Below are 20,525 nucleotides of genomic sequence, written 5' to 3'. Positions count from 1 at the left end.
GGCTTGAGCGAGTGGCGTCAGCGAAGAAATGTGGTCCGGCGGGTCGTAAGTGTATCGGCAGAGGAGAGCCGTGATCGATCCCTGATGATGGAGTAAAGGCTTCAGCCTGAACCGATTCGGGATGAGGGGCTACTGCCAGAAAGGTCAGTATCGGGGGGAAGGTGCCTGACAAGTGGTAGCAAATATCACAAGGCCGTTCGGATGACCGAAGCATTACTAATGTTCGACGTATTACTTGAGCGTCTCATGGCAGGGCCTTTAAGAAGCACAGGCACTGCTTTCTGGACCCGTTTGTCCATTATGGAACGAGCAATTGACCAGCCACGCAGCCCAGCCGTCGGGTAAGCAATAAGGATAGCGGCAATCCTCAGTGGGCGAATTGCTGGCGATTCAGGGTCAGTTTTTGTCAGAACGAAGGAAGTGGCCCATGCCGAAGTGGCAACCAGTGCAGACACTCCGGTGAATGCCGAGATTTTTTCCGCTGTATTCGCCGGTCTTCTTGTCTCCTGAACGGGAAAAGCCAGGTTATTGCTGGCGACAGCCTGAGGCTTCACTTTGACACCTTTTAGTACAGCTCTTATAGGTGCACGGACCGCCAGCAAACCAATAATGCCGCTCAGAATTGCAGCACCGATGTAGAGGGAAGTTTCCACATCCTCAAGAAAGCCATGCCCCGTCGGATCAGATCGATTGACCGGATCCCCCGCACAATACGCATAGGCATTTATTCCACCCTTGCCAAACGGACTCAGGCTATCGGGACTGTTGAAGCGCATCAGAACAGGGTTATAGGCGCGATAGCCGTTGCCCAGCAGATAATGACCGGTCAATGGATCGGGGCGCTCACCGTTGAAGCCTGGCAGTTGGTTCAACGCTTGCCCATGCCCATAGGGGGTGTAAGCGATAGGGTCAGACAAGCTGGCCGATACGGTGTGGAGCACGCTGTGCTGTTGGTCCGAGCCGATCAACAGCGTGGCGAGCGCTGACTGCGTGGCCAGCAACTGACGACCGTGATGCAGGAATCGAACGTGTTCTGCACCCTGAATCTCGCTGACCAAGGTGTCGGACTGATAGTACGAGCGGGCAATGGTCCCTGCCGCAGGCGTGCGAGCCGCGAGCCGGTCAAGCGCGTCGTAGCGGTAACGGCACAGAGTAGTTTGCTGGCGCATGGCGAGTAACCGGAGTGGTCTTGATTAGCGAGACAGGCCTCTTCAAGCACACAATGCATTGCAGGGACCGCAGCGGCTACTCGTAGAACTGCTAGGTTGCATCAGGGATGTCAGGGGTTCTGGACGCATTCCAGCGAGCGCTCCAGCTCGGCCTTGGCCATATTGATCAGATGCCTGCTGCTAAACAAACAAGGGTGGCGACTTTGACGCGGGTTAGCAGACCGGTAGAGAACACAGACCCGGCGCACTCGAAAGTGCCCCACGCAAAGCCGCCATAAAACGGTAATTGCGCTGCGTGTCTCTGGACAGGCTGCTAAACCCGATCGCTGAAAAACCAGCGACCGACGCAGCCTAGTGTGCGGATTTGGCAGGCGCAAGGGCCCGGGATTTTCTAGGAAAGGTCATACGCAGGAAAGAGAAAAGACTGAAAGAAAGGTCCTGCAGGACAGGTTTTTCGTGAGCGGAAGTAACCTGATTTGTTCAGAAGAGGACGCAGAGCGTCCAGAACGGCATTCCCACGCTGGAGCGTGAGGAACGATAGGCGCCCGGGAGATCTTCTATCGTTCCTCACGCTCCGCGTGGGAATGCCCTTCATGACGCTCCGCGTCATCTTCAAAACGCGTCGATCAACTGCCCTCGGTGCCGTGCGCTTCTTCGAAGAAGTAGTCCTTCCAGCTCGCCGCCTTGTTTTTCAACACGCCCAGCTCATGCAGTTTCTCGGCGTAGATAAAGGTGCGCTGCGGCGTGACGGTGAAGTCGATTTCCGGGTCGGCGACGATTTTCTCTACCAGTGGCAACGGCAGTTTCGATTGCTCGACGCGGATGTAGGTCTGCGCGGCAGCAGGCTTGTCGGATTTGATGATCTTCTCGGCTTCGGCCAGCGCGTCGTAGAACGCCTTGTAGGTCTTGGGGTTTTCGTCGTGGAATTTCTCGGTGGTGTAGAGCACGTTGAACGTCGCCTGGCCGCCCAGCACGTCATAGGAACTGAGCACCTTATGCACGTTGGGGTTCTCCAGTTCCTGGTACTGGAACGGCGGGCTGGAGAAGTGCGAGTTGATTTCCGAACCACCGGCAATCAGCGCGGAGGTCGCGTCCGGGTGCGCGAGGCTGACCGAGATGTTGTCGAATTTCTTGTAGTTGTCGTTACCGAACAGCTTGGCGGTTTCGATCTGCAATGTGCGCGACTGGAAGCCCACGCCCGCAGCCGGTACGGCGATGCGGTCCTTTTCGGTGAAGTCCTTGAGGGTCTTGACGCTGGGGTTGTTGGTCAGCAGGTAATTGGGCATCGAACCCAGCGAGGCAATCGCCTTGACGTTCTGCTTGCCCTTGGTGCGGTCCCAGACGGTCAGCATCGGCGGCACGCCTGCCGACACCACGTCAAGCGCGCCGGCCAGCAGCGCTTCGTTCATCGCCGTGGCACCGGAGATGCTGTTCCAGTCGACCTTGATATCCAGACCCTGCTCCTTGCCGTGTTTCTCGATCAGCTTCTGATCGCGCACCACGTCGAGGATCAGGTAGCCGATGCCGAATTGCTGAGCGATGCTGATCTTGCCTTCAGCCTGAGCGCCGCCACTGAGCAGCGCGCCAAACAAGCCAAGCGTCGCCGCCAGCACAGTCAGTGCCGGGCGTTGAAATGCAGTGTTCATGTGGTTCCCACCCTGATTATTCAAAAAAAGACGGCGTTTCAACGCTGCATGCCCCAGCGCTTGACGGTCAGGCGCTCGATGTTGGCGAACAGCAGGTTCTCGACCAGCAGGCCGATGAGGATCACCGCTGCCAGACCGGCAAAGACCTTGTCGGTATACAACTCGTTACGATTCTGGAAGATGTACCAGCCCAGACCGCCCTTGCCGGAGGACGCGCCAAACACCAGCTCGGCGGCGATCAGCGTGCGCCAGGCAAAGGCCCAGCCGATTTTCAGACCGGCGAGAATCGATGGCAGCGCAGCAGGAATCAGGATGTGCCAGACAAAGCGCAGGCCTTTGAGACCATAGTTGCGCCCGGCCATGCGCTGGGTTTCCGAGACACCGAGAAAGCCCGCATAAGTATTGAGCGCCAGCGCCCACAGCACCGAATGCACCAGCACGAAGATCAGGCTGTTCTGGCCCAGCCCGAACCACAGCAGCGCCAGCGGCAACAGGGCAATGGCCGGCAGCGGATTGAACATCGCAGTCAGCGTGCCGAGCAGGTCGCGGCCCAGTTGGGTGGACACTGCCAGGGTGGTCAGGGCGAACGCCAGCACGATGCCGATCAGGTAGCCCTGAATCAGTACGGTCAGGGAAATCCACACCTTGCCTGGAAGCTCGCCGGAGATCAGCCCGTCATAAAAGGCGGCCGCCGTTTGCAGAAAGCTCGGCAACAGCAGGTCGTTGTTCTGCAGACGTGCAGCCAGTTCCCAGATCACCGCCAGGGCGATCATGATGATGCATTTGCGCACCCAGCCCAGTTGCCAGATGCGCTGTGCCAGGGGCAGGTCGCGGGCCAGGTCTTCCTGAGTGAAAGGCTCCAGCGTGATTTCATATTCTTCGCGAGCGGGAGGTGCGAGGCTCATGATTCGGGTTTCCCGGTAATCGTGTAGAGAGGACGCGGAGCGTCCTGAAAGGCATTACCACGCGGAGCGTGGGAACGATCAAGGCAGTCGCCTAGTAAGCAATCCGGATGTCCTGAAAATTCAGATCCTGCTCCACCGGCCCGGCCTCGCCCTCATCGAACAACAAACGATGAATACGCTGCGCGGTCTGCTGAAAGCCAACGCCGCCCAGGCTTTTCAGGTCGTATTGATGGCTGTTGATTTCCGCCCGTACGCGGCCCGGATGCGGTGACAGCAGCAGGATGCGGTTACCGACCACCAGCGCTTCTTCGATGGAGTGCGTGACGAACAGCAACGTAAAGCGCACCTCTTCCCACAGCTCAAGCAGCTCTTCCTGCATCTTGCGTCGGGTCAGTGCATCGAGCGCGGCAAACGGCTCATCCATCAGCAGGATTTTCGGCTGCATGGCCAAGGCCCGGGCAATCGCCACGCGGGCTTTCATGCCACCGGACAAGGTGTGCGGGTAGGCATCGGCAAACGCACTAAGGCCGACCTTTTCCAGGTAGTAATGTGCACGCTCCAGCGCTTCGGGACGCTTCAGGGTGCGTGATGCCAGCAGCGGAAACATGACGTTCTCGATCACGGTTTTCCACGGCGGCAACTGGTCGAATTCCTGAAACACCACGATGCGGTCCGGGCCAGGTTCGGTGACCTGATGACCCGCCAGACGAATCTCGCCCTCGCTGGGCCGGATGAACCCGGCTACGGCTTTGAGCAATGTGGACTTGCCGCAACCGGATGGGCCGAGCAGCACGAAACGATCGGCCGGATCGACTTCGAAACTGACCTGATGCGTCGCCCGTACCACACGTTCTGGTGTGCGGTATTCGAGGCTGACGCCGCGAACTTGCAGCAAGGCTTCAGCAGTCGGCTGTTCAGCCGGTTGCGGTTGGGTGCTGGTGCTGGCCGTGTGGCCTTGCGCGACAGCATTCATGAACGGCTCTCCTGGATCAAAATGGCGCGGTGCCTTGAATGGTCGTGCGATGCAGTTTGCGACGCAGGTGCGCCGGGCAGCCGGCAGCCAGATGGATCAGGGAACGGTTGTCCCAGAACACCATGTCGTCGGCCTGCCACTGGTGCCGATAGATGTGCTCGGGCTTCACGCTGTGGGCGTAAATCTCGTTGAGAATCTGACGGCTCTCGTCTTCCGGCAGACCGAGGATGCGCGTCGTGAAACCCTCGCTGACGAACAGCGCCTTGCGCCCGTTTTCAGGGTGGGTGCGAACGATCGGGTGGCTGACTTCCACCACCTGAGCCAGTTGCTCGGCGGTCAGGGTCGGACGCCAGTTGGCGGCGTTATGGCCCTCGGCGTAGCGTGCGGTGTAACTGTGCACCGCCGAACGCCCTGCGACTGCATCGCGCAGGTGTTGCGGCAACGTTTCCCACGCCAGGTGCATGTCTGCAAACAGCGTATCGCCGCCTTCACTTGGCAGCTCCTGAGCGTAAAGCATCGAGCCCAGGCTCGGCAGCTCTTTGTAAGACAGGTCCGAATGCCAGTACTTGCCGGCATCGCCCAGGCCCACAGGCTTATCGTTCTCGACAATGTTGGAGACGATCAGGATTTCCGGATGGTTGGCCAACAGAAACTGCTTGAGCACATGGATCTGCAGCACCCCAAAACGCCGGCTGAAATCGATCTGCTGTTGCGGCGTGATCTGCTGATCGCGAAACACCACGACATGGTGATCCAGATGTGCCTGATGCACACGAGCGAAGTCGGCATCTTTCAACGGCCTGGACAGATCCAGCCCAACGATTTCAGCGCCCACCTTTTCGGTGAATGGACGCACTTCGAAGGATTGCGAAGCAGGTTGAGCGGACGATGAAGCGAGGGAGGCTGCTGGCATGAGAACTCCGACTCCAGGGCTGTGTGACTGAAAGACGAAACTCTATAGGTATAAGAAAGATAATTTAAATACCGTTAAGGAATATCCATAGTGCTGATTTTTTCACTGCCTCGCTGTGTAGCGTCAGCCAGCATAAATGTGTCACGACAGATACATCCAAGTGTAAGACCGCCTTGCTAGGGTCGGCGCCTCATCCGAATCGAGTGAAGCGCCCGCTATGCGATCCAATAAACCGGTTGCCCATGTAATGGTGTCGTCATTGATACTTTCGCTGCTTGCCGTCTCGGTTCAGGCAGCGAGCCGTGCCAATGACAATCGTATAAACGGTGTCGACCTGCTCTCCGGGTTCAACACCCTGTGGACGACCGGTGCGACCTGGGACACCGGCACGCCGACTGCCCTCGGTCAGAGCCTGCTGCGACGCAACCTGCAGATCGTGGTCGACCGCGCCAACTCGCGCACGCTCGCGCAGGAAACCGCCGCCTACTTCGATGACCGCCGCGACCAGAGCTACAGCGCCATCAGCGGCCTGGGCTCGCTGAGCGATGCTTACAAAGCCGGCGCGGGCGCGTTCACGACGATCACGCAATTCGACGACAGCAATAAAACCGTCAGGTACGACGACAAGGGCAATGGCGCAGGCAGTTCGTCCTCGGCGCTGGGCAAGGTGGTCGATCTGGTCGGTGCCGTGCGTAACGATGCCTCCACGACCCCGGCCAAGTCCCACTATCTGTATCCACGGCCATGGCGACAGAGCCTCGACGGACAGAGCCTGGCATTCGTCGTCGCGCCGTCCCTGCGCCCGGCCGAAAGCACCACGCCGGCCAGTGACTCGGGCTTCCCCAGCGGGCACACCAACGCTGCCTACCTGTCAGCCTACGCATTGGCCTACGCGATCCCCGAGCGGTTCAGCGAGTTGATGCTGCGTGCTTCGGAAATCGGCGACAACCGCATCGAAGCGGGCATGCACTCGCCCTTCGACGTGATGGGCGGGCGAATCACCGCGACCTATTTCGCCATCGACAACCTGTCCAATTCCGCCAACACGCAATTGCGCGCCGATGCTCGCGCGCAGGCGCTGGCCTACTTCACCGCTCAGTGCGGCGGCGACGTCAACAATTGCATGACGGCCATCGACCCGGCCACCGATCGCACTTCCCAGCATGCGCAGGACAAGGCGCTGTATACCACCCGCATGACCTACGGCTTCGACCCGGTCGGCCCGACCAATCTCGCGCCGGTCGTGCCGACCAACGCTGAAGTGCTGCTGGAAACACGTTTCCCGTACCTGGACGCCAGCCAGCGCCGCGAGATTCTGGCGACCACTGAGCTGTCGTCGGGCTACGCAGTGATCGATCAGTCAGGTGGCTACGGTCGCTTGAACCTGTATGCCGCAGGCGATGGTTACGGCGCGTTCAATTCCAACGTCACCGTCAACATGAACGCCAGCCTGGGCGGCTATAACGCCATCGACGCCTGGCGCAACGACATCAGCGGCAGCGGTGCGCTGATCAAGAACGGCACGGGCAACCTGATCCTGACCGGCAACAACACCTACTCGGGCGGCACGCTGATCAACGGCGGCACCCTGACCGGTCATGCCCAGGCCTTCGGCAGCGGCACGATCACCGACAACGCAACGCTGGTGGTCGATCAGTCCACCAACGACACCCTCGCCAACACCCTGACCGGCAACGGCGCGTTGATCAAACGCGGCGTCGGTTCACTGAACCTGACCGGCAACAGCAGCCTGTCCGGCGCGACCACCGTGCAGGCCGGTCGCCTGGCAGTGAATGGCAACCTCGGCAACTCCATCGTCAGCGTGCAGCAAGGCGCGACGCTGGGTGGCAACGGCACCGTCGGCGGCATCAACGTCGCTCAGGGCGGCGTAGTCGCACCGGGTAATTCGGTCGGGCAGCTGAACGTCAATGGTGACGTCAACCTGGCTCAGGGTTCGGTTTATCAAGTGGAATCGGACGCTAATGGCAATGCCGACCGCATCGTCGCCAGCGGCCGCGCGACGATCAATAACAGCACGCTGTCGCTGGTCGAAGGCGGTAACTGGCTGGCCGCCAGCCGTTACTCGATCATTTCCGCAGCCGGTGGCGTGAGCGGTGCATTTGCCGCCGTGCAAACCAACTTCGCGTTCCTTACCCCGACGCTGAACTACACCGCGACCGACGTAGGGCTGACGCTGGATCGCAACGCACAATCCTTCGCCAGCCTGGCGACCACGCGCAACGCCAAGGCGGTCGCGCAGGGTCTGGACAGCGCGGGCGCAGGCAACGCGCTGTGGCGTCAGGTGGTGCAGGACGACGCCTCGACGGCGCAGGCCACGTTCAGCGCGCTATCCAACGAGCTGCATGCATCGACCCAATCTGCACTGATCGAAGACAGCCGGCTGGTGCGCAATGCCATGAACGATCGCATGCAACAAGCGCAATCCACACAGGCATTCGGCAGCACCACACAAACCCTCGCCGGTGATGCCTCGCGTGGTGTGGTGTGGACCCAAGCCATCGGCGCGACCGGCCAGACCGACAGCAGCCGCGACGCCTCGGGCCTGGAAACCCGCACCAGCGGCCTGTTGTTCGGCGCCGACGTACCGTTCGACGACACCTGGCGTGTGGGTGCATTGGCAGGCTTCAGCAACAGCAGCTTCGACCTGCGCCACGCGTCTGGCTCGACCGACAGCGACAACTATCATCTGGGTGTCTACGGCGGCGCGAAATGGGGCCAACTGGGCCTGCGCCTCGGCGCGGTACGCACCTGGCATGAGCTGACCGCCAAGCGTACGCTGGACCTGCCGGGCTCGTCCGAGCACTTCAAGGAAGACTACAAGGCAGCGACCAATCAGGTCTTCGGCGAGCTGGGCTACTCCATCGAAATGGGCAATGCGCTGCTTGAACCCTTCGCCAACCTCGCCCATGTGCGCCTCGACACCGACGCCTTCGACGAGAACAGCAACGCCATCAGCCTGCAGAACAAATCCCAGGACAACCACATCACCTTCAGTACCCTGGGCCTGCGTGCAGCGACCCGCCTGAACGCTGGCAGCGTCGTGATCAAACCCAACGCCACACTGGGCTGGCGTCGCGCCTACGGTGACGTCACCCCGGAAAGCCGCTCAGCCTTCAGCGGCGGCAGCACCTTCGAACTCTCCGGCGCACCGATCGCCCGCAGCGCCGCCGTGCTCGGCGCAGGCGTCGACCTGGGGTTGAGCGATACGCTGAGCGTGGGCCTGAGTTACGACGGTCAGGTGAGTAACGATGCTTCGGATCAGTCGCTGAATGCTCGGGTGACGTTGGCGTTTTAAGGCTGAAGCGGCGGCTGCTCTCTGTAGGGGCGGAGAGTAGCCTGCAGGATTTCTAGACTCGGCATGTAGGACCCATCAGAAAATCCCGGGCTACTTTGACTTCATTATCGGCCTTCCCTATGGTGCAGCTACCAACCGGGGCAGTCAGGGAGACACCCAATGCAGCTATCGGGCATTGTGCCGTCGTGGCTCGATATAGAACGACGCATCAGCCGAAGCATGGGCTACCAGCCTGGAGCCAGCTTCCAGCGCAGACTCAACAATGAGCCGGTTTCAACATTACAGCTCAACCTCCGACGCGTCGGTAATATCAGAAGCGCGTTCAACCGCGCCGAACTGGAAGCGGCCCGCCGGCTTGGGCGGCGTTTCCTGGATATCGACATCGCCAGCATCATCAACGACCTGATAGACGTGGTCACCCAAATGGCCATGATCGTCGCGGGCAGCACGCTCGCAGGGGGCGCGATAGGTGCGGGAGTCGGCAGCTTTTTCTTTGGTGCAGGCGCGGTGCCCATGGGCATGGCGGGTGCCGCAATAGGCCTGGAGCTCAGCACTTGGATCCTGGGCATTCTCGGCCTGGCGTCCATTGCCGAATTCTTCGTCGACGGCCTTCCGCGGATTGTCGACTATTACGTGCGTGGCATCACTGTCGCCTGGGAAGGCACCCGTGGCGAGCCAGGCCTCAACCCCTTCGGCGGCGACGATCCGCAGGTTGTAGACCGCGCAGCACACCACATCGCCCAAGGCCACGAAGAAGTAGTGGTACTGCTACTGGGCGCCATCGTCGCCTACCTGACGCGCGGCCGAGGCAGCGCAAGCGTACTTGCCAATGAAATGCAAGCCAGCAAAAAAGGTGCGAAGCTCGGCCAATGGATGCTCCAGCACGAAGACGCCCTGACAAGACACCCCGACCTGCAACATGCCGGCCCTCGTAAAAGTGCACTGGACAAACAGGAACCGCCGCCTCCGCCTCCGCCGCCCAATCGACGTGCGGACGAGCCCGAACCGAAAAGAGCGTCGGGCATGGCGGAGCATGAGGTGCCATGTTTTAGATTAAGTGAAAAGCACCGCAACCTTGCTAAAGAGTTTGATGACCAGCTAGAAGCTCAGCAAAATGGGTTGAATGACTTGACGGTGAATGATTATCTGAAAGGGCGGAAAGCTTTTACGGATGGGGACGTTGTGCGAGACCCTCAGTTGGCTGCAAAGGCGCGCGAGGAATTTCGCAATGAACTAGAGGAAAAAATGCAAGACGAACTAATCTCGGGCGGAGCTATGCCCGAGTGGGCAGAAGCAACAGCCAAAAAAATGGCCTCAGAAAAAATGGCAACTCTGGCCGCACTGCATAATCCTGATTTATTTGCTGGAGGGAAAGACATAATTGGTGGTTTTGGTGATCGGAGGATCAACTCTAGCTTGGGTGCACAATGGCCAAGCCGTATTACAGGCTTGGATAGTGCCGCACAGGAGGTGCCAGAGGCGTTGCGTAGGTCTACCAATATGAATGCCAAACTTAAAAAATGTGAATAGAGGGAAAATTATGGACGAGCACTATGCTTTTTTTCTCAAAAAGTTCGGCCCGGCGATGGAACGCCGTGAAGTACCCGCATCAAGCATTGCCAAGTATAAACACAGACTCCCTGATCAGCTACTTGATTACTGGGCTGATCACGGCTGGAGCGGGTATGCGGAGGGACTTTTCTGGACGGTAAACCCTCAAGATTATGAAGAAATACTTGACCAATGGCTTTCAGACACCAAATTCTGCAGCCAAGACAATTACCACGTTATAGCTCGAAGTGCGTTTGGAAAACTTTACGTATGGGGTGAGAAAAACGGATTCAGCTTAACTATAACCAGCTCTATGGCACGTTATGTAGAACGGGAATCCAAGTTTAAAGGCGACGCACTCGATTTGGGAATAAGAGCATTTTTCTCTACAAAAAGCCCGAAGACCAATGGTTTTGAAGAACTATTCCTCCCCGCTCTTGAAACTCTCGGCTTACTTAAAGCGGATGAAATGTACGGCTTCGTTCCTGCTCTTGCCCTGGGAGGACCGATGGAACTGAAAAACTTGAAAAAAGTGAAAACTATCGAGCACTTAACATTCCTGTCTCAGCTCTCGCCACTTCAGGACTGGGGGTTTCCAGATGTCTAAATCCGGAAACCAGAGATTACCCTTCTTCATGACGCTGTCAGTTCGGACTGCATGATGGACGAAGACTTTGCTTTCTTTCTAGAAAAATTTGGCCCTGCGATTGAGCGAGATGAAGTTCTGAAGTCAAGCATCATCAGATATAAAAACAAACTACCTGACCAACTACTGACGTATTGGATAGATCATGGCTGGTGCGGATATGCAGATGGGATTTTCTGGACCGTGAACCCTCAAGATTATGAAGAAATACTTGAACACTGGCTTACTGACACAGATATCCATGGATTGGATAATTACCATGTTATCGCACGCAGCGCTTTCGGAAAGCTTTACGTATGGGGTGAAAGGAAAGGTAGCTGCTTGACTATTAACAGCTATGTAGCCAGATACACTCCTCGTACCTCTAAATTTACAGGCGAAAAACTCGATTTCGGAATAAAAGTTTTTTTCTCGTCAAAAAAACCTAATGAAAGCGACTTAGATGATCTATTCAAACCGGCTCTCGAAAAACTCGGGCCACTCAAAAGTGACGAAATGTACGGCTTCGTCCCAGCCCTGGCACTCGGCGGTCCGATGGAACTTAAAAATCTACAAAAAGTAAAAACCATCGAGCATCTAACTTTTCTGTCTCAGCTCTCCCCACTTCAGGATTGGGGATTTCCCGATCTTTGAATACAGCAATGAAATCAATTCTTCACCGCGCTCTTAGCATTGCATCGTGGACAAGCACAATGCCTTTCCTCAAAAGCCCTGACTCTATCCAGATTCAGCGAAACGGACTCAGCTCCATTTTCATTTCCCGACCTCCCGATCAGCCTCAGCAATCGAGGTCGGGAATGGGCTGCGTGCCTTTGCAAACCACCACAGGGCCCCCGTCCCGATAACGCTCGTCAGCATGGCCAAACTCAGGATGACCTGGCGAATGCCCAAAGGCGCTGCGAGCAGTGCCACCAGCAAACCCGCCAGAGGCTGCGACAGGTTGTTGAGCAACGTGATCACGCCCACCGTCTTGCCGAAGTCCTGAGGCGGTATCACCCGCTGCCGGAGGGTGCGCATGTAGACGTTGAACATCTTGTCGAAGCCGACGATCAACAGAAACCCCAGCGCATAGCCAATCAGGTTCGGGCTCAGGGCGCTGATAAATGCCCCGATCGCGATCATTAAATACCCGACACCGCCCAGCACCCGCAAAGGCAGCACCACACGGGCCAGGAAGAACAGGATCACGATAGTGGTCACTGCCCCCGCCGCCTGCAGCACTGCATAGTTATCCTTGCCTGCGCTGTACTCGCCGATGACCATGGCTGCCGAGGTCGCCAGCGTGACGCCGACGATCAGGTTGACCCCTACTGCCAGCGTGATGATCTTTTTCAATTCGGCCAGGCCACGGATATGCCCTAACGCAATCCGCAGTGGCTGCAGCCAGATGTCTTGATGCTGCTCGAACACTTCCAGCTTAAAACGGCCAAGACGTTGCCAAGCCAACATGCAGAGGTCTGCCAGCAGGAATAGTCCGGCGATCCAGAGCACAACCCAGTGCCAGGCCCACACCTCCAGCATCAGTGCCGCCACCAGCGGCCCGAGGACCAGCCCTGACTGGTCGGAGATCTGGGAATAGGACAACGTTTTGGTGTAGCTGTAGTGCTGAAAGATATGCGGCATGAGCACTTCGCGCGCCATGATGCCTTGCGTGGTCAGCACCCCGCACAATGCCGAGAGCACTACGAGCCACCCAATGCCACCAAAGAGTGCGTAGAGCACCATCGCCAGCACGCAGAGCAATGCCCGGTAGACCTGGCTGATATGCAGAATTCTGATAGGCGAATACTTGTCGCACAGCGCGCCGCATAACGGAAACGCGAGAAACCTCGGTAACGATTCGACGAAAAACGCCAGCCCCGCCCATGAAGCGCTGTTGGTGGTCTGGAACACCACCAGCGGCACTATGAACAACAGGATCTGATCCGCCAGCCTGGACAGGAAAAGCGAGATGAAGAAAGCGAGGTAATCCTTGCGCATGAAGAACTCCGTTCAGTACACGCAGCGCGTGCGTCAGTTATCATCCCTCAGGTCATAATCGGCTTGATACATCGATGCTGATGCGCTCTCTCCTGTCAGCTTGTGGAGAAATACTGATGAACTCATCGCCAAGGTATTCGGCCGTTCTGGCCACCCTGTTGATGGTCCTGCTCGCAGCTTGCAGCGCAGTGCCAGGCACTTCCATGAAAACTGTCGCCGTTGCCCAGTCAGACCCGGGCGAAGGCGGTGTTCCCGCATTTTACACATGGCCGGATAAAGTGCCGTCGACACCGGGCCAACTGCTGCGCTCGGAGCCGCTGACGGCCACGCAGAGCCTTGAGAGTGCCGGACAGAATGTCCGCATCCTGTACACCTCGACAGACGGGCTCAACAACCAGCCAGTCGCAGTGTCAGGAGCCTTGTTCATGCCCAAGGGTGAGCCGCCAAAGGGCGGATGGCCGCTGATGGCGTGGGCGCATGGCACGGTTGGCAGCGCGGACATCTGTGCGCCTTCCTTTGCCGGGCGCAGTGATCGCGACACGCGCTATCTGAATGAATGGCTCGGGCGGGGCTACGCGATTGTGGCTACTGATTACCAGGGTTTGGGCACGCCGGGGCTGCACCCGTTCGGGCTGAGCAGTCCGCTGGCGTATGGTGTGCTCGACAGCATTCGTGCGGTTCAGAAGGCGGACTTCAATCTGTCTTCGCAGGTGGTTGTGTTCGGGCAGTCGCAAGGTGGCCGTGCCGCTTTCGCAACAGCCGTCTACCAGAAGACTTATGCGCCCGAATTGAACATTGTCGGTGTGGTTGCGACAGGGACGCCGTATCCGATGGCTCAATCGCGTGAGAAACATGCCGGACCAGACACCTTCCGCGATCAGGTCACGCCATCGCTGGCCTATAACCTGTTGCGACTGAGTACTGCCGCGCTGATCGACCCGTCGCTGCATCCTGCCGATTACCTGAGCGACCGCGCAAAGCCCGCGTTCGAAACCAGTCAGCGTGAATGCCTGCAAGCCATCGAGCGCAAGGTGGTCGCGGATGGACTGACATTCAACAACAGTTTCAAACGCTCACCCGATAAGGCACTTGATCAGGTCAATCGCCAATCGGACTACCCGACGTTAAAGTCGGACATTCCGGTTTTTATCGGTACGGGAGGCAAGGATGTCATTTCACCTGTTCGCAGCCAGATCGCGCTGGTGAAAGACGCGTGCAAGGTCGGCGACCGCATCGAGTGGCATTACTACCCGCAGCTGGATCACTCGGGAGCGGTGAATGGCTCTCTGCCGGACTCGACGCGCTTTGTCGAGAAAGCGTTTTCGGGGGAGTTTATGGCGGGGAATTGTGGGGCGACGCAGAGCGTCGCACGACAGTGAGATGATCGTTCCTCACGCTCCAGCGCAGGAATGCCTTGCGTGACGCTCCGCGTCACAGATCTGTGCCGCGCCACATGCTCGAAAGAGGACGCAGAGCGTCCAGAACGGCATGCGACGCGGAGCGTCGCACGATAGTTAGATTACGCACGACACTCAGAGGGTCAGAACGCAGGCAGTACCGCGCCGTCGTACTTCTTGTTGATGAAGTCTTTGACTTCCTGGCTGGTCAACGCTTTCGACAGCTTTTCGATGGCGTCGGTGTGAGCGTTGTCTTCGCGGGTGACGAGGAAGTTCACGTACGGCGAATCGGCACCTTCGATGATCAGCGCGTCTTTCTTCGGATTGAGCTTGGCTTCCAGCGCGTAGTTGGTGTTGATCAAGGCAAGGTCAACCTGCTTCAACGCACGTGGCAGTACAGCCGATTCGAGTTCGCGAAATTTGAATTTCTTCGGGTTGGTTGCGATGTCTTTCGGCGTGGACAGGGCGTTGGTCGGATCCTTCAGGGTGATGAGGCCACCTTTTTGCAACAGCAGCAGTGCGCGGCCTGCGTTGCTGCCTTCGTTTGGAATGGCGATGGTTGCGCCTTCAGGCAAATCAGCCAGCGTCTTGTACTTGCTGGAGTAGCCGCCGAACGGTTCGACGTGTACGCCCACGCCAGTCACCAGATTGGTGCCTTTGCCCTTATTGAAGCCATCCAGATAAGGCTTGGTTTGAAAATAGTTGGCATCCAGGCGCTTTTCGCTCAATTGAACGTTTGGCTGCACGTAGTCAGTGAAGACCTTGATTTCCAGGTCCACGCCTTCTTTGGCCAGGGTCGGCTTGATCAGCTCAAGGATTTCCGCGTGCGGTACTGGCGTCGCGCCGACGACCAGCTTTTCACCTGCGTGAGCCAGGCCAATGGAGAACACAGCCGCCAGAGCGGTCAGCAAAAACGTCTTTTTCATGCAATGTCCTTAACGAAAATCCGAGAGCGTCATCCAGAAATGACACCTTATTATTCAATGGTTTGTCACAGCTATCCGAACCCTGCGACATCACGCTGACATTACCGGTGTTTTATATTCCGATAAAATACTTTTTAATCGAGTGCTTATGCTTTTTTGCATCAGCATCTACTCTACCTCATCAGGACCGTGCTGGGGCGCGCTCAAGCAGGACGCCGCGCCAGCTCTGAGGTGACTGTTTCAAGCAGTTGCCTGAGCGCGGACAGCTGCCTGCGATCACCACCATCGAGCAATAGCTGCGTCTGGCGCTCGATCAGCGTGAACGGATCGGCGATGTCCGGCAGATTGATATCTTCAGCCCGAATTTCATCACCGCTGCTGACCAGCAAGGCAAAGTGAATGACGTTCTCCAGTTCACGGGTATTACCGGGCCAGCTGTGAGCCTCCAGCGTGCGCTGCGCATCCTCGCTGATCAATTGCACCGGCAGATTCAGACGCTGGCTGTAGATCCCGACAAAATATTCGGCCAGCGGCAGGATGTTGCCCGGCTGCTCGCGCAACGCCGGCAGATCGAGGCGGCCCTCGCTGAGGTAGTGATAAAGCCGCTCGTGGAATTTGCCGGCAGCCACGGCCTGCGCCAGATCGATACTGGTGGCTGCGACCAGACGCACATCGACCGGGCTCGGCTGCTGCGCGCCCACTCGCGTGACTTCGTGATTCTCAAGCGCCGCGAGCAGCTTGACCTGAATCGGCAACGGCAGGTCGCCGATTTCATCCAGATACAAAGTGCCTCCGTTGGCCGAGCCAAACCAGCCTGCGCGGCTGCTGACCGAACCGCTGTGCGCTCCGGCGGCGTAGCCGAACAATTCGGCGTCGGCATAGGTCGGGCTGATCGCACCGCAGTTCACTGAAACGAACAAGCCCGAGCGATCACTGCCGCGATGAATATGCCGGGCCAGCAACTCCTTGCCGGTCCCGGACTCGCCACGGATCAGTACCGGTAGAGAACGGGGAGCCAGTTGCTCCATTTCTTCACGCAATCGGCGCGAGCGTGGGTCGATGAACACCAGCGCCTTGGCGCGAATGCTCAGTGGGCTTTTTTCCGCATCGGGAAAGGTCAGCAGCGGCTGGCCGAAGTTTTCGTGAAGGCTCATGACACACTCCCGCCTGAGCCCTTGCGATGGCTCAAGCGTTTAAAAAGACGGGACCCGGTGAGTCCGATAAACAGGCTGCCCGGTCATGCGCGACGACGCGCGTGTTGCTCCAGGCGGTTTTGCAGCCGGTACAGGTAGGCGAACCCCTGCTCCCAGCGCTGATGACCGGACTTGACGTTGATATGCCCGGCCTGACTCAGAAACCCGACTTCCGCGCCCCAGTGACGGGCCATTTCCATGGCGCGCTGGGAGCTGACCGCAGGGTCGTTGTCAGAGCTGACAATCTGCGTCGGAAACGGCAACAGATCAGCAGGGATCGGCGCGAAATTACGCAACGCAGGCGGGCAATTCGGACGCTCGACGTCCGCCGGTGCCACCAGTAGCGCGCCCTGCACCTGACGCAAGGTTTCCAGCGGCGCGAGTTGAGCCCAATGCGCGACGGTGACGCAACCCAGGCTATGAGCGATCAGGATCACGGGGGTGTCGTGCGCGGCAATCGTGCGCTGCAACTCGCCGACCCAGTCTTCACGACGAGGCTTGAGCCAGTCGGCCTGTTCCACGCGTGTGCTGTTGGGCAGGCTGTTCTGCCAGTGGGTCTGCCAATGATCATCAGGAGACCCCTGCCAGCCTGGCACGATCAGATACCGGATCGACTCGTTATGCATGGATTCGCCTCCTGCATGTATGCGTTCATGAGACGAGTATAGGGATGGAAGTTATATTCGCTAAGGAATAAGAAGCTATTTGTTAATTCCCAAAACGAATATAAGCCAATAGACAAAAAAAGAGGCCACTCCCTGCCTTCGAGGAACGGCCTCTAATAAAAATCACTTTCAGGGCAAAGACTATCCGTACTTCGTTACAGGATTACGACGGCCTCAGGTTGCAGGCACAGTACGCGGGCCCTGCTCGCCCGCAGGCAGCGGTACCGGCTCGTCGTACTGCGGGACTTCACGGGCAACGTTCCACACCACGATCGCAGCGACGATGTCGAAGATTGCCAGCACCACGAACAGCGGGCTGTAGCCGATTTTGGTGACCAGCACGCCGAACACCATGGTGAACGCCGCCGCCCCGAAAAAGCCGAACATTCCGCCCATCCCGGTCGCTGTGGCCACCTCGTTCTTGCCGAATGAATCCGAGGTGATCGAATACAGCGCGCCCGACAGGGTCTGGTGGGCAAAACCGCCGATGCACAGCAAGGCGATGGCGGTGTAGGGGCTTTCGACCAGCCCGATGCACGCCGGCCCGATCATGCAGGAGCAGCCGAACAGCATGACCATCTTGCGCGAGGTGAACAGCGACACCTTGCAGTACTTGTGGAACAGCGGGCTGAGGTAGCCGCCCAGTACGCAGCCAATGTCAGCCGCCAGAAACGGCAGCCAGGCGAACATCGCGACTTCCTTGATGTTCATGTGGCGCTCGGTCATCAGGTACAGCGGGATCCACGCATTGAAGGTCTGCCAGGCAGGCTCAGAGAGGATTCGCGCCGAAGCAATCGCGTAGAAATTACGGTTTTTGAACAGTCGCTTCCAACTGCCTTTCCGGGCAGGTGCATCCTTCAGACGCGCTTCCTGGCCGCTGAGGATGTAGTCGCGTTCGGCATCGCCCAGACGCTTCTGATCGCGCGGATGCTTGTACAACAGCAGCCACAGGCCGCTCCACACAATGCCCAGACCGCCAACAATCAGGAACGCCAGCTCCCAGCCACTCTGCAGAATGGCCCAGACCACCAGCGGGGGTGCAAGCAATGCGCCGAACGACGAGCCAATGTTGAACCAGCCGATGGCGACCGAGCGCTCTTTGGCCGGAAACCATTCGGTGGTCGCCTTGACGCCTGCCGGCAGCCCCGCGGCTTCGGTCAGGCCGAGCATGCCGCGGAAGATCGCCAGACTCTGCCAGCCGGTTGCGAATGCGGCGGCAGCGCAGGCGGCAGACCAGGCGATGGCGAAAATCGCAAAGCCCATCTTGGTGCCGATCGCGTCGATGATGTAGCCCGCAACGGGCTGCATGATGGCATAGCACAATTGCCAGGCGACCACGATGTGCGCGTACTGCTCGGTGGAGATGCTCAGCTCGCTCATGAGCGTCGGTGCTGCGACAGACAGCGTATTGCGTGCCAGGTAGTTGACGACCAGGCCGGCCGTGACCAGCCCCACCATCCACCACCGAATGCCTTTTATCTTCATCTCTTCACCCTGTTTATTTTTAGATTGGCGATGAGCGTCCCGCGGCCAAGGCCGTGAGGCGGCTGGTTTTATGTAACTTCAGGTTACGGTTTCTTCAGAAGACTTTTAGGCGCTTTCTGCCGACGATCATGCGTAAAAACGGATTTTTCGCACGAGGAGCATGCCTTTATGGCCTGAGAATTCAGACTGATCATGAGGTTGTTACTCTTTGAATTATTTTTGTGGTTGTAATTTTATTCGAGTCTTATGTTGTCGTACAACATGGAGAACTTATAGTCATTTGCCATTCCAGTGTCAAATGACAGAAACGCTCTGACCTTCATCAGCATGGGCTGGCGACGTGTTGAGAAGGGAGGGAGCGTTTTCGCGTTATACGACGACTGCGCAATTGGCGACTGCTGATAGCTCGTTTGGGCCTATGGGGCACTGCTCAGCGATTAGAGCGCGAACTATTTTCTGTGTGACGGCAAGAAACGCGTCCTGGCACTTGCACAACTGTCACAAATGCTCTCATTCTTGGTGACGGCGTCAGGCAATGGAGTTGCCCGGTGGTGCCTTGTCGGCACCGGCCTGCTGCCGAAGTCACCTTATGCCAGGAAGAGGCGTCCGCATGCCTGAGCCAAGCAGTCTCGCCAGCTGGACCCCCGCTCTGCGCAAGCAGCTCATTGCCTTGGGTATGGACAGCGATGCGTTGTGCCGAAGCGCGGGTATTGACCTCGCCAGGCTGAGTGAACCCGATGCGCAATTCTCGCCGGATGTCACCGCCGCGCTCTGGCAACGCGCAGTGCAAGCCAGCCTTGACCCTGCCCTGGGTTTGCGTGTTTCACGCTTTGTCAGCCCGACGGCGTTTCATGCGCTGGGCTACACGCTTGTCGCCAGCGGCTCGTTGCGCGAGGTTTTCGAGCGCATCGTACGTTACCGCTCGATGGCCGAGGACTCTCTGGAGCTGGATTTCAGAACAGTCGGCGAGCGTTATGAATTCCGCTTCGGTACGCCGCCATCCTGTCAGTCACCGGTTCATGAGCTGCTGGATGCATTTGCCGCCATTTACGTACGCACCTGCCGCAATCGGCTAGGCCGGGGCTATGCGCCGCTCGCCGTGCACCTGCAACGTCCGGCACCCGAGGATCCGCAGCCCTGGCACGACCTGTTTCGTTCACCGGTCACGTTTGCGGCGCAGGAGAACCTGCTGGAGTTTGGCGGTGATCAATTCGACAGCCATCTGGATGACGGGCCGGTACAGCTGAACGGCCAGGAATCCCAAGGAGATCCGTTACCGTCACTGATCTGGGAACAGCGCGTACGCTCGGCCATCGAAACCCTGCTGCCGGACGGCGAGCCCACCGCCCAAAGCATCGCCGAAGCCCTGCACCTGAGCACGCGCAGCCTGCAGCGCCATCTGGCCGACGAGGGCTGCTGCTATGACCTGCTGCTCAATCAATGCCGCCAGAACCTGGCGCTGCTGCACATGAACGATCAGCAAAGCTCGCTGAGCGAAATCGCCTACCTGCTGGGCTTTTCCGACACCGACTGCCTGAGCCGCGCCTTCAAACGCTGGACCGGGCTGACACCAGAACAGTACCGCAGCGGCGTGGTGCGTTGAGCATTGTCAGGGACACACCATCGTGCCCAGGCTGCGCGTCCACTCTTGATCAAGCGGCGCAGCGCACATCCATGACGCAGAGCGTCACGAAAGGCATTCCCACGCTGGAGCGTGAGGAACGATAGGTGTCTGGGGGATCGCGAGCGTAACGTGCCCG

16 protein-coding genes are annotated in these 20,525 nt (G+C 58.3%); 6 read left to right on the top strand and 10 right to left on the bottom strand.

The window, feature by feature from the left end; all coding sequences use genetic code 11:
* Positions 1-185: 185 nt before the first annotated feature.
* From AO388_RS12235 to AO388_RS12215, 5 genes are all read right to left on the bottom strand, one after another.
* Complete coding sequence (locus AO388_RS12235) at positions 186-1,169, bottom strand: RHS repeat-associated core domain-containing protein (protein WP_096105869.1); 984 nt, start codon at positions 1,167-1,169, stop codon at positions 186-188.
* Between the two features lie 626 nt (positions 1,170-1,795).
* Entirely contained in the window at positions 1,796-2,815 is a 1,020-nt protein-coding gene (locus AO388_RS12230; protein ID WP_058416528.1) for an ABC transporter substrate-binding protein, read from the bottom strand.
* 38 nt (positions 2,816-2,853) lie between these two features.
* Complete coding sequence (locus tag AO388_RS12225; RefSeq protein WP_058416527.1) at positions 2,854-3,720, bottom strand: ABC transporter permease; 867 nt, start codon at positions 3,718-3,720, stop codon at positions 2,854-2,856.
* A 91-nt stretch (positions 3,721-3,811) separates the two neighbouring features.
* Positions 3,812-4,693, bottom strand: coding sequence for an ABC transporter ATP-binding protein (locus AO388_RS12220; protein ID WP_058416526.1), 882 nt, complete (start codon positions 4,691-4,693; stop codon positions 3,812-3,814).
* A gap of 16 nt (positions 4,694-4,709) precedes the next feature.
* Complete coding sequence (locus tag AO388_RS12215) at positions 4,710-5,606, bottom strand: TauD/TfdA dioxygenase family protein (RefSeq protein ID WP_058416525.1); 897 nt, start codon at positions 5,604-5,606, stop codon at positions 4,710-4,712.
* A 217-nt stretch (positions 5,607-5,823) separates the two neighbouring features.
* On the opposite strand from AO388_RS12215, the gene AO388_RS12210 reads away from it, so the two are divergent.
* From AO388_RS12210 to AO388_RS12195, 4 genes are all read left to right on the top strand, one after another.
* A complete protein-coding gene (locus AO388_RS12210; RefSeq protein WP_058416524.1) occupies positions 5,824-8,922 on the top strand; it encodes an autotransporter domain-containing protein in 3,099 nt (1,032 codons plus the stop codon).
* Positions 8,923-9,081: 159 nt separating this feature from the next.
* Positions 9,082-10,452, top strand: a complete 1,371-nt coding sequence (locus tag AO388_RS12205) for a DUF6861 domain-containing protein (protein WP_044308756.1) — start codon at positions 9,082-9,084, stop codon at positions 10,450-10,452.
* Between the two features lie 10 nt (positions 10,453-10,462).
* The gene (locus AO388_RS12200) at positions 10,463-11,080 is read left to right on the top strand and encodes a GAD-like domain-containing protein (RefSeq protein WP_057425626.1); all 618 of its coding nucleotides are present in this window, start codon (positions 10,463-10,465) and stop codon (positions 11,078-11,080) included.
* A 54-nt stretch (positions 11,081-11,134) separates the two neighbouring features.
* Positions 11,135-11,752, top strand: coding sequence for a GAD-like domain-containing protein (locus AO388_RS12195; RefSeq protein ID WP_024661533.1), 618 nt, complete (start codon positions 11,135-11,137; stop codon positions 11,750-11,752).
* A 120-nt stretch (positions 11,753-11,872) separates the two neighbouring features.
* On the opposite strand, the gene AO388_RS12190 is transcribed toward AO388_RS12195, so the two are convergent.
* Positions 11,873-13,099: an MFS transporter gene (locus tag AO388_RS12190; RefSeq protein WP_058416523.1), complete on the bottom strand. Its 1,227-nt coding sequence runs from the start codon at positions 13,097-13,099 to the stop codon at positions 11,873-11,875.
* Positions 13,100-13,215: 116 nt separating this feature from the next.
* On the opposite strand from AO388_RS12190, the gene AO388_RS12185 reads away from it, so the two are divergent.
* Positions 13,216-14,478: a lipase family protein gene (locus AO388_RS12185; protein WP_058416522.1), complete on the top strand. Its 1,263-nt coding sequence runs from the start codon at positions 13,216-13,218 to the stop codon at positions 14,476-14,478.
* Positions 14,479-14,639: 161 nt separating this feature from the next.
* On the opposite strand, the gene AO388_RS12180 is transcribed toward AO388_RS12185, so the two are convergent.
* The 4 genes from AO388_RS12180 to AO388_RS12165 all read right to left on the bottom strand — a co-directional run bounded on the left by AO388_RS12180 (position 14,640) and on the right by AO388_RS12165 (position 18,738).
* A complete protein-coding gene (locus AO388_RS12180) occupies positions 14,640-15,422 on the bottom strand; it encodes a MetQ/NlpA family ABC transporter substrate-binding protein (protein ID WP_058416521.1) in 783 nt (260 codons plus the stop codon).
* 203 nt (positions 15,423-15,625) lie between these two features.
* Entirely contained in the window at positions 15,626-16,576 is a 951-nt protein-coding gene (locus tag AO388_RS12175) for a sigma 54-interacting transcriptional regulator (RefSeq protein WP_058416520.1), read from the bottom strand.
* 83 nt (positions 16,577-16,659) lie between these two features.
* On the bottom strand, positions 16,660-17,241 hold the full coding sequence (locus AO388_RS12170; RefSeq protein ID WP_003365875.1) for an alpha/beta hydrolase: 582 nt from the start codon (positions 17,239-17,241) through the stop codon (positions 16,660-16,662).
* Between the two features lie 213 nt (positions 17,242-17,454).
* Complete coding sequence (locus tag AO388_RS12165) at positions 17,455-18,738, bottom strand: MFS transporter (protein ID WP_003365873.1); 1,284 nt, start codon at positions 18,736-18,738, stop codon at positions 17,455-17,457.
* Positions 18,739-19,375: 637 nt separating this feature from the next.
* Here AO388_RS12165 and AO388_RS12160 point away from each other — a divergent pair.
* Entirely contained in the window at positions 19,376-20,368 is a 993-nt protein-coding gene (locus tag AO388_RS12160; RefSeq protein WP_003432292.1) for an AraC family transcriptional regulator, read from the top strand.
* The last annotated feature ends 157 nt before the right edge of the window (positions 20,369-20,525 follow it).

This window comes from Pseudomonas sp. ICMP 10191, from assembly GCF_001467335.1.
GTDB classification, from domain to species: domain Bacteria; phylum Pseudomonadota; class Gammaproteobacteria; order Pseudomonadales; family Pseudomonadaceae; genus Aquipseudomonas; species Aquipseudomonas cerasi.
Note: the sequence above shows the minus strand (reverse complement) of the source record. Positions and strands in the feature narration are given on the sequence as shown.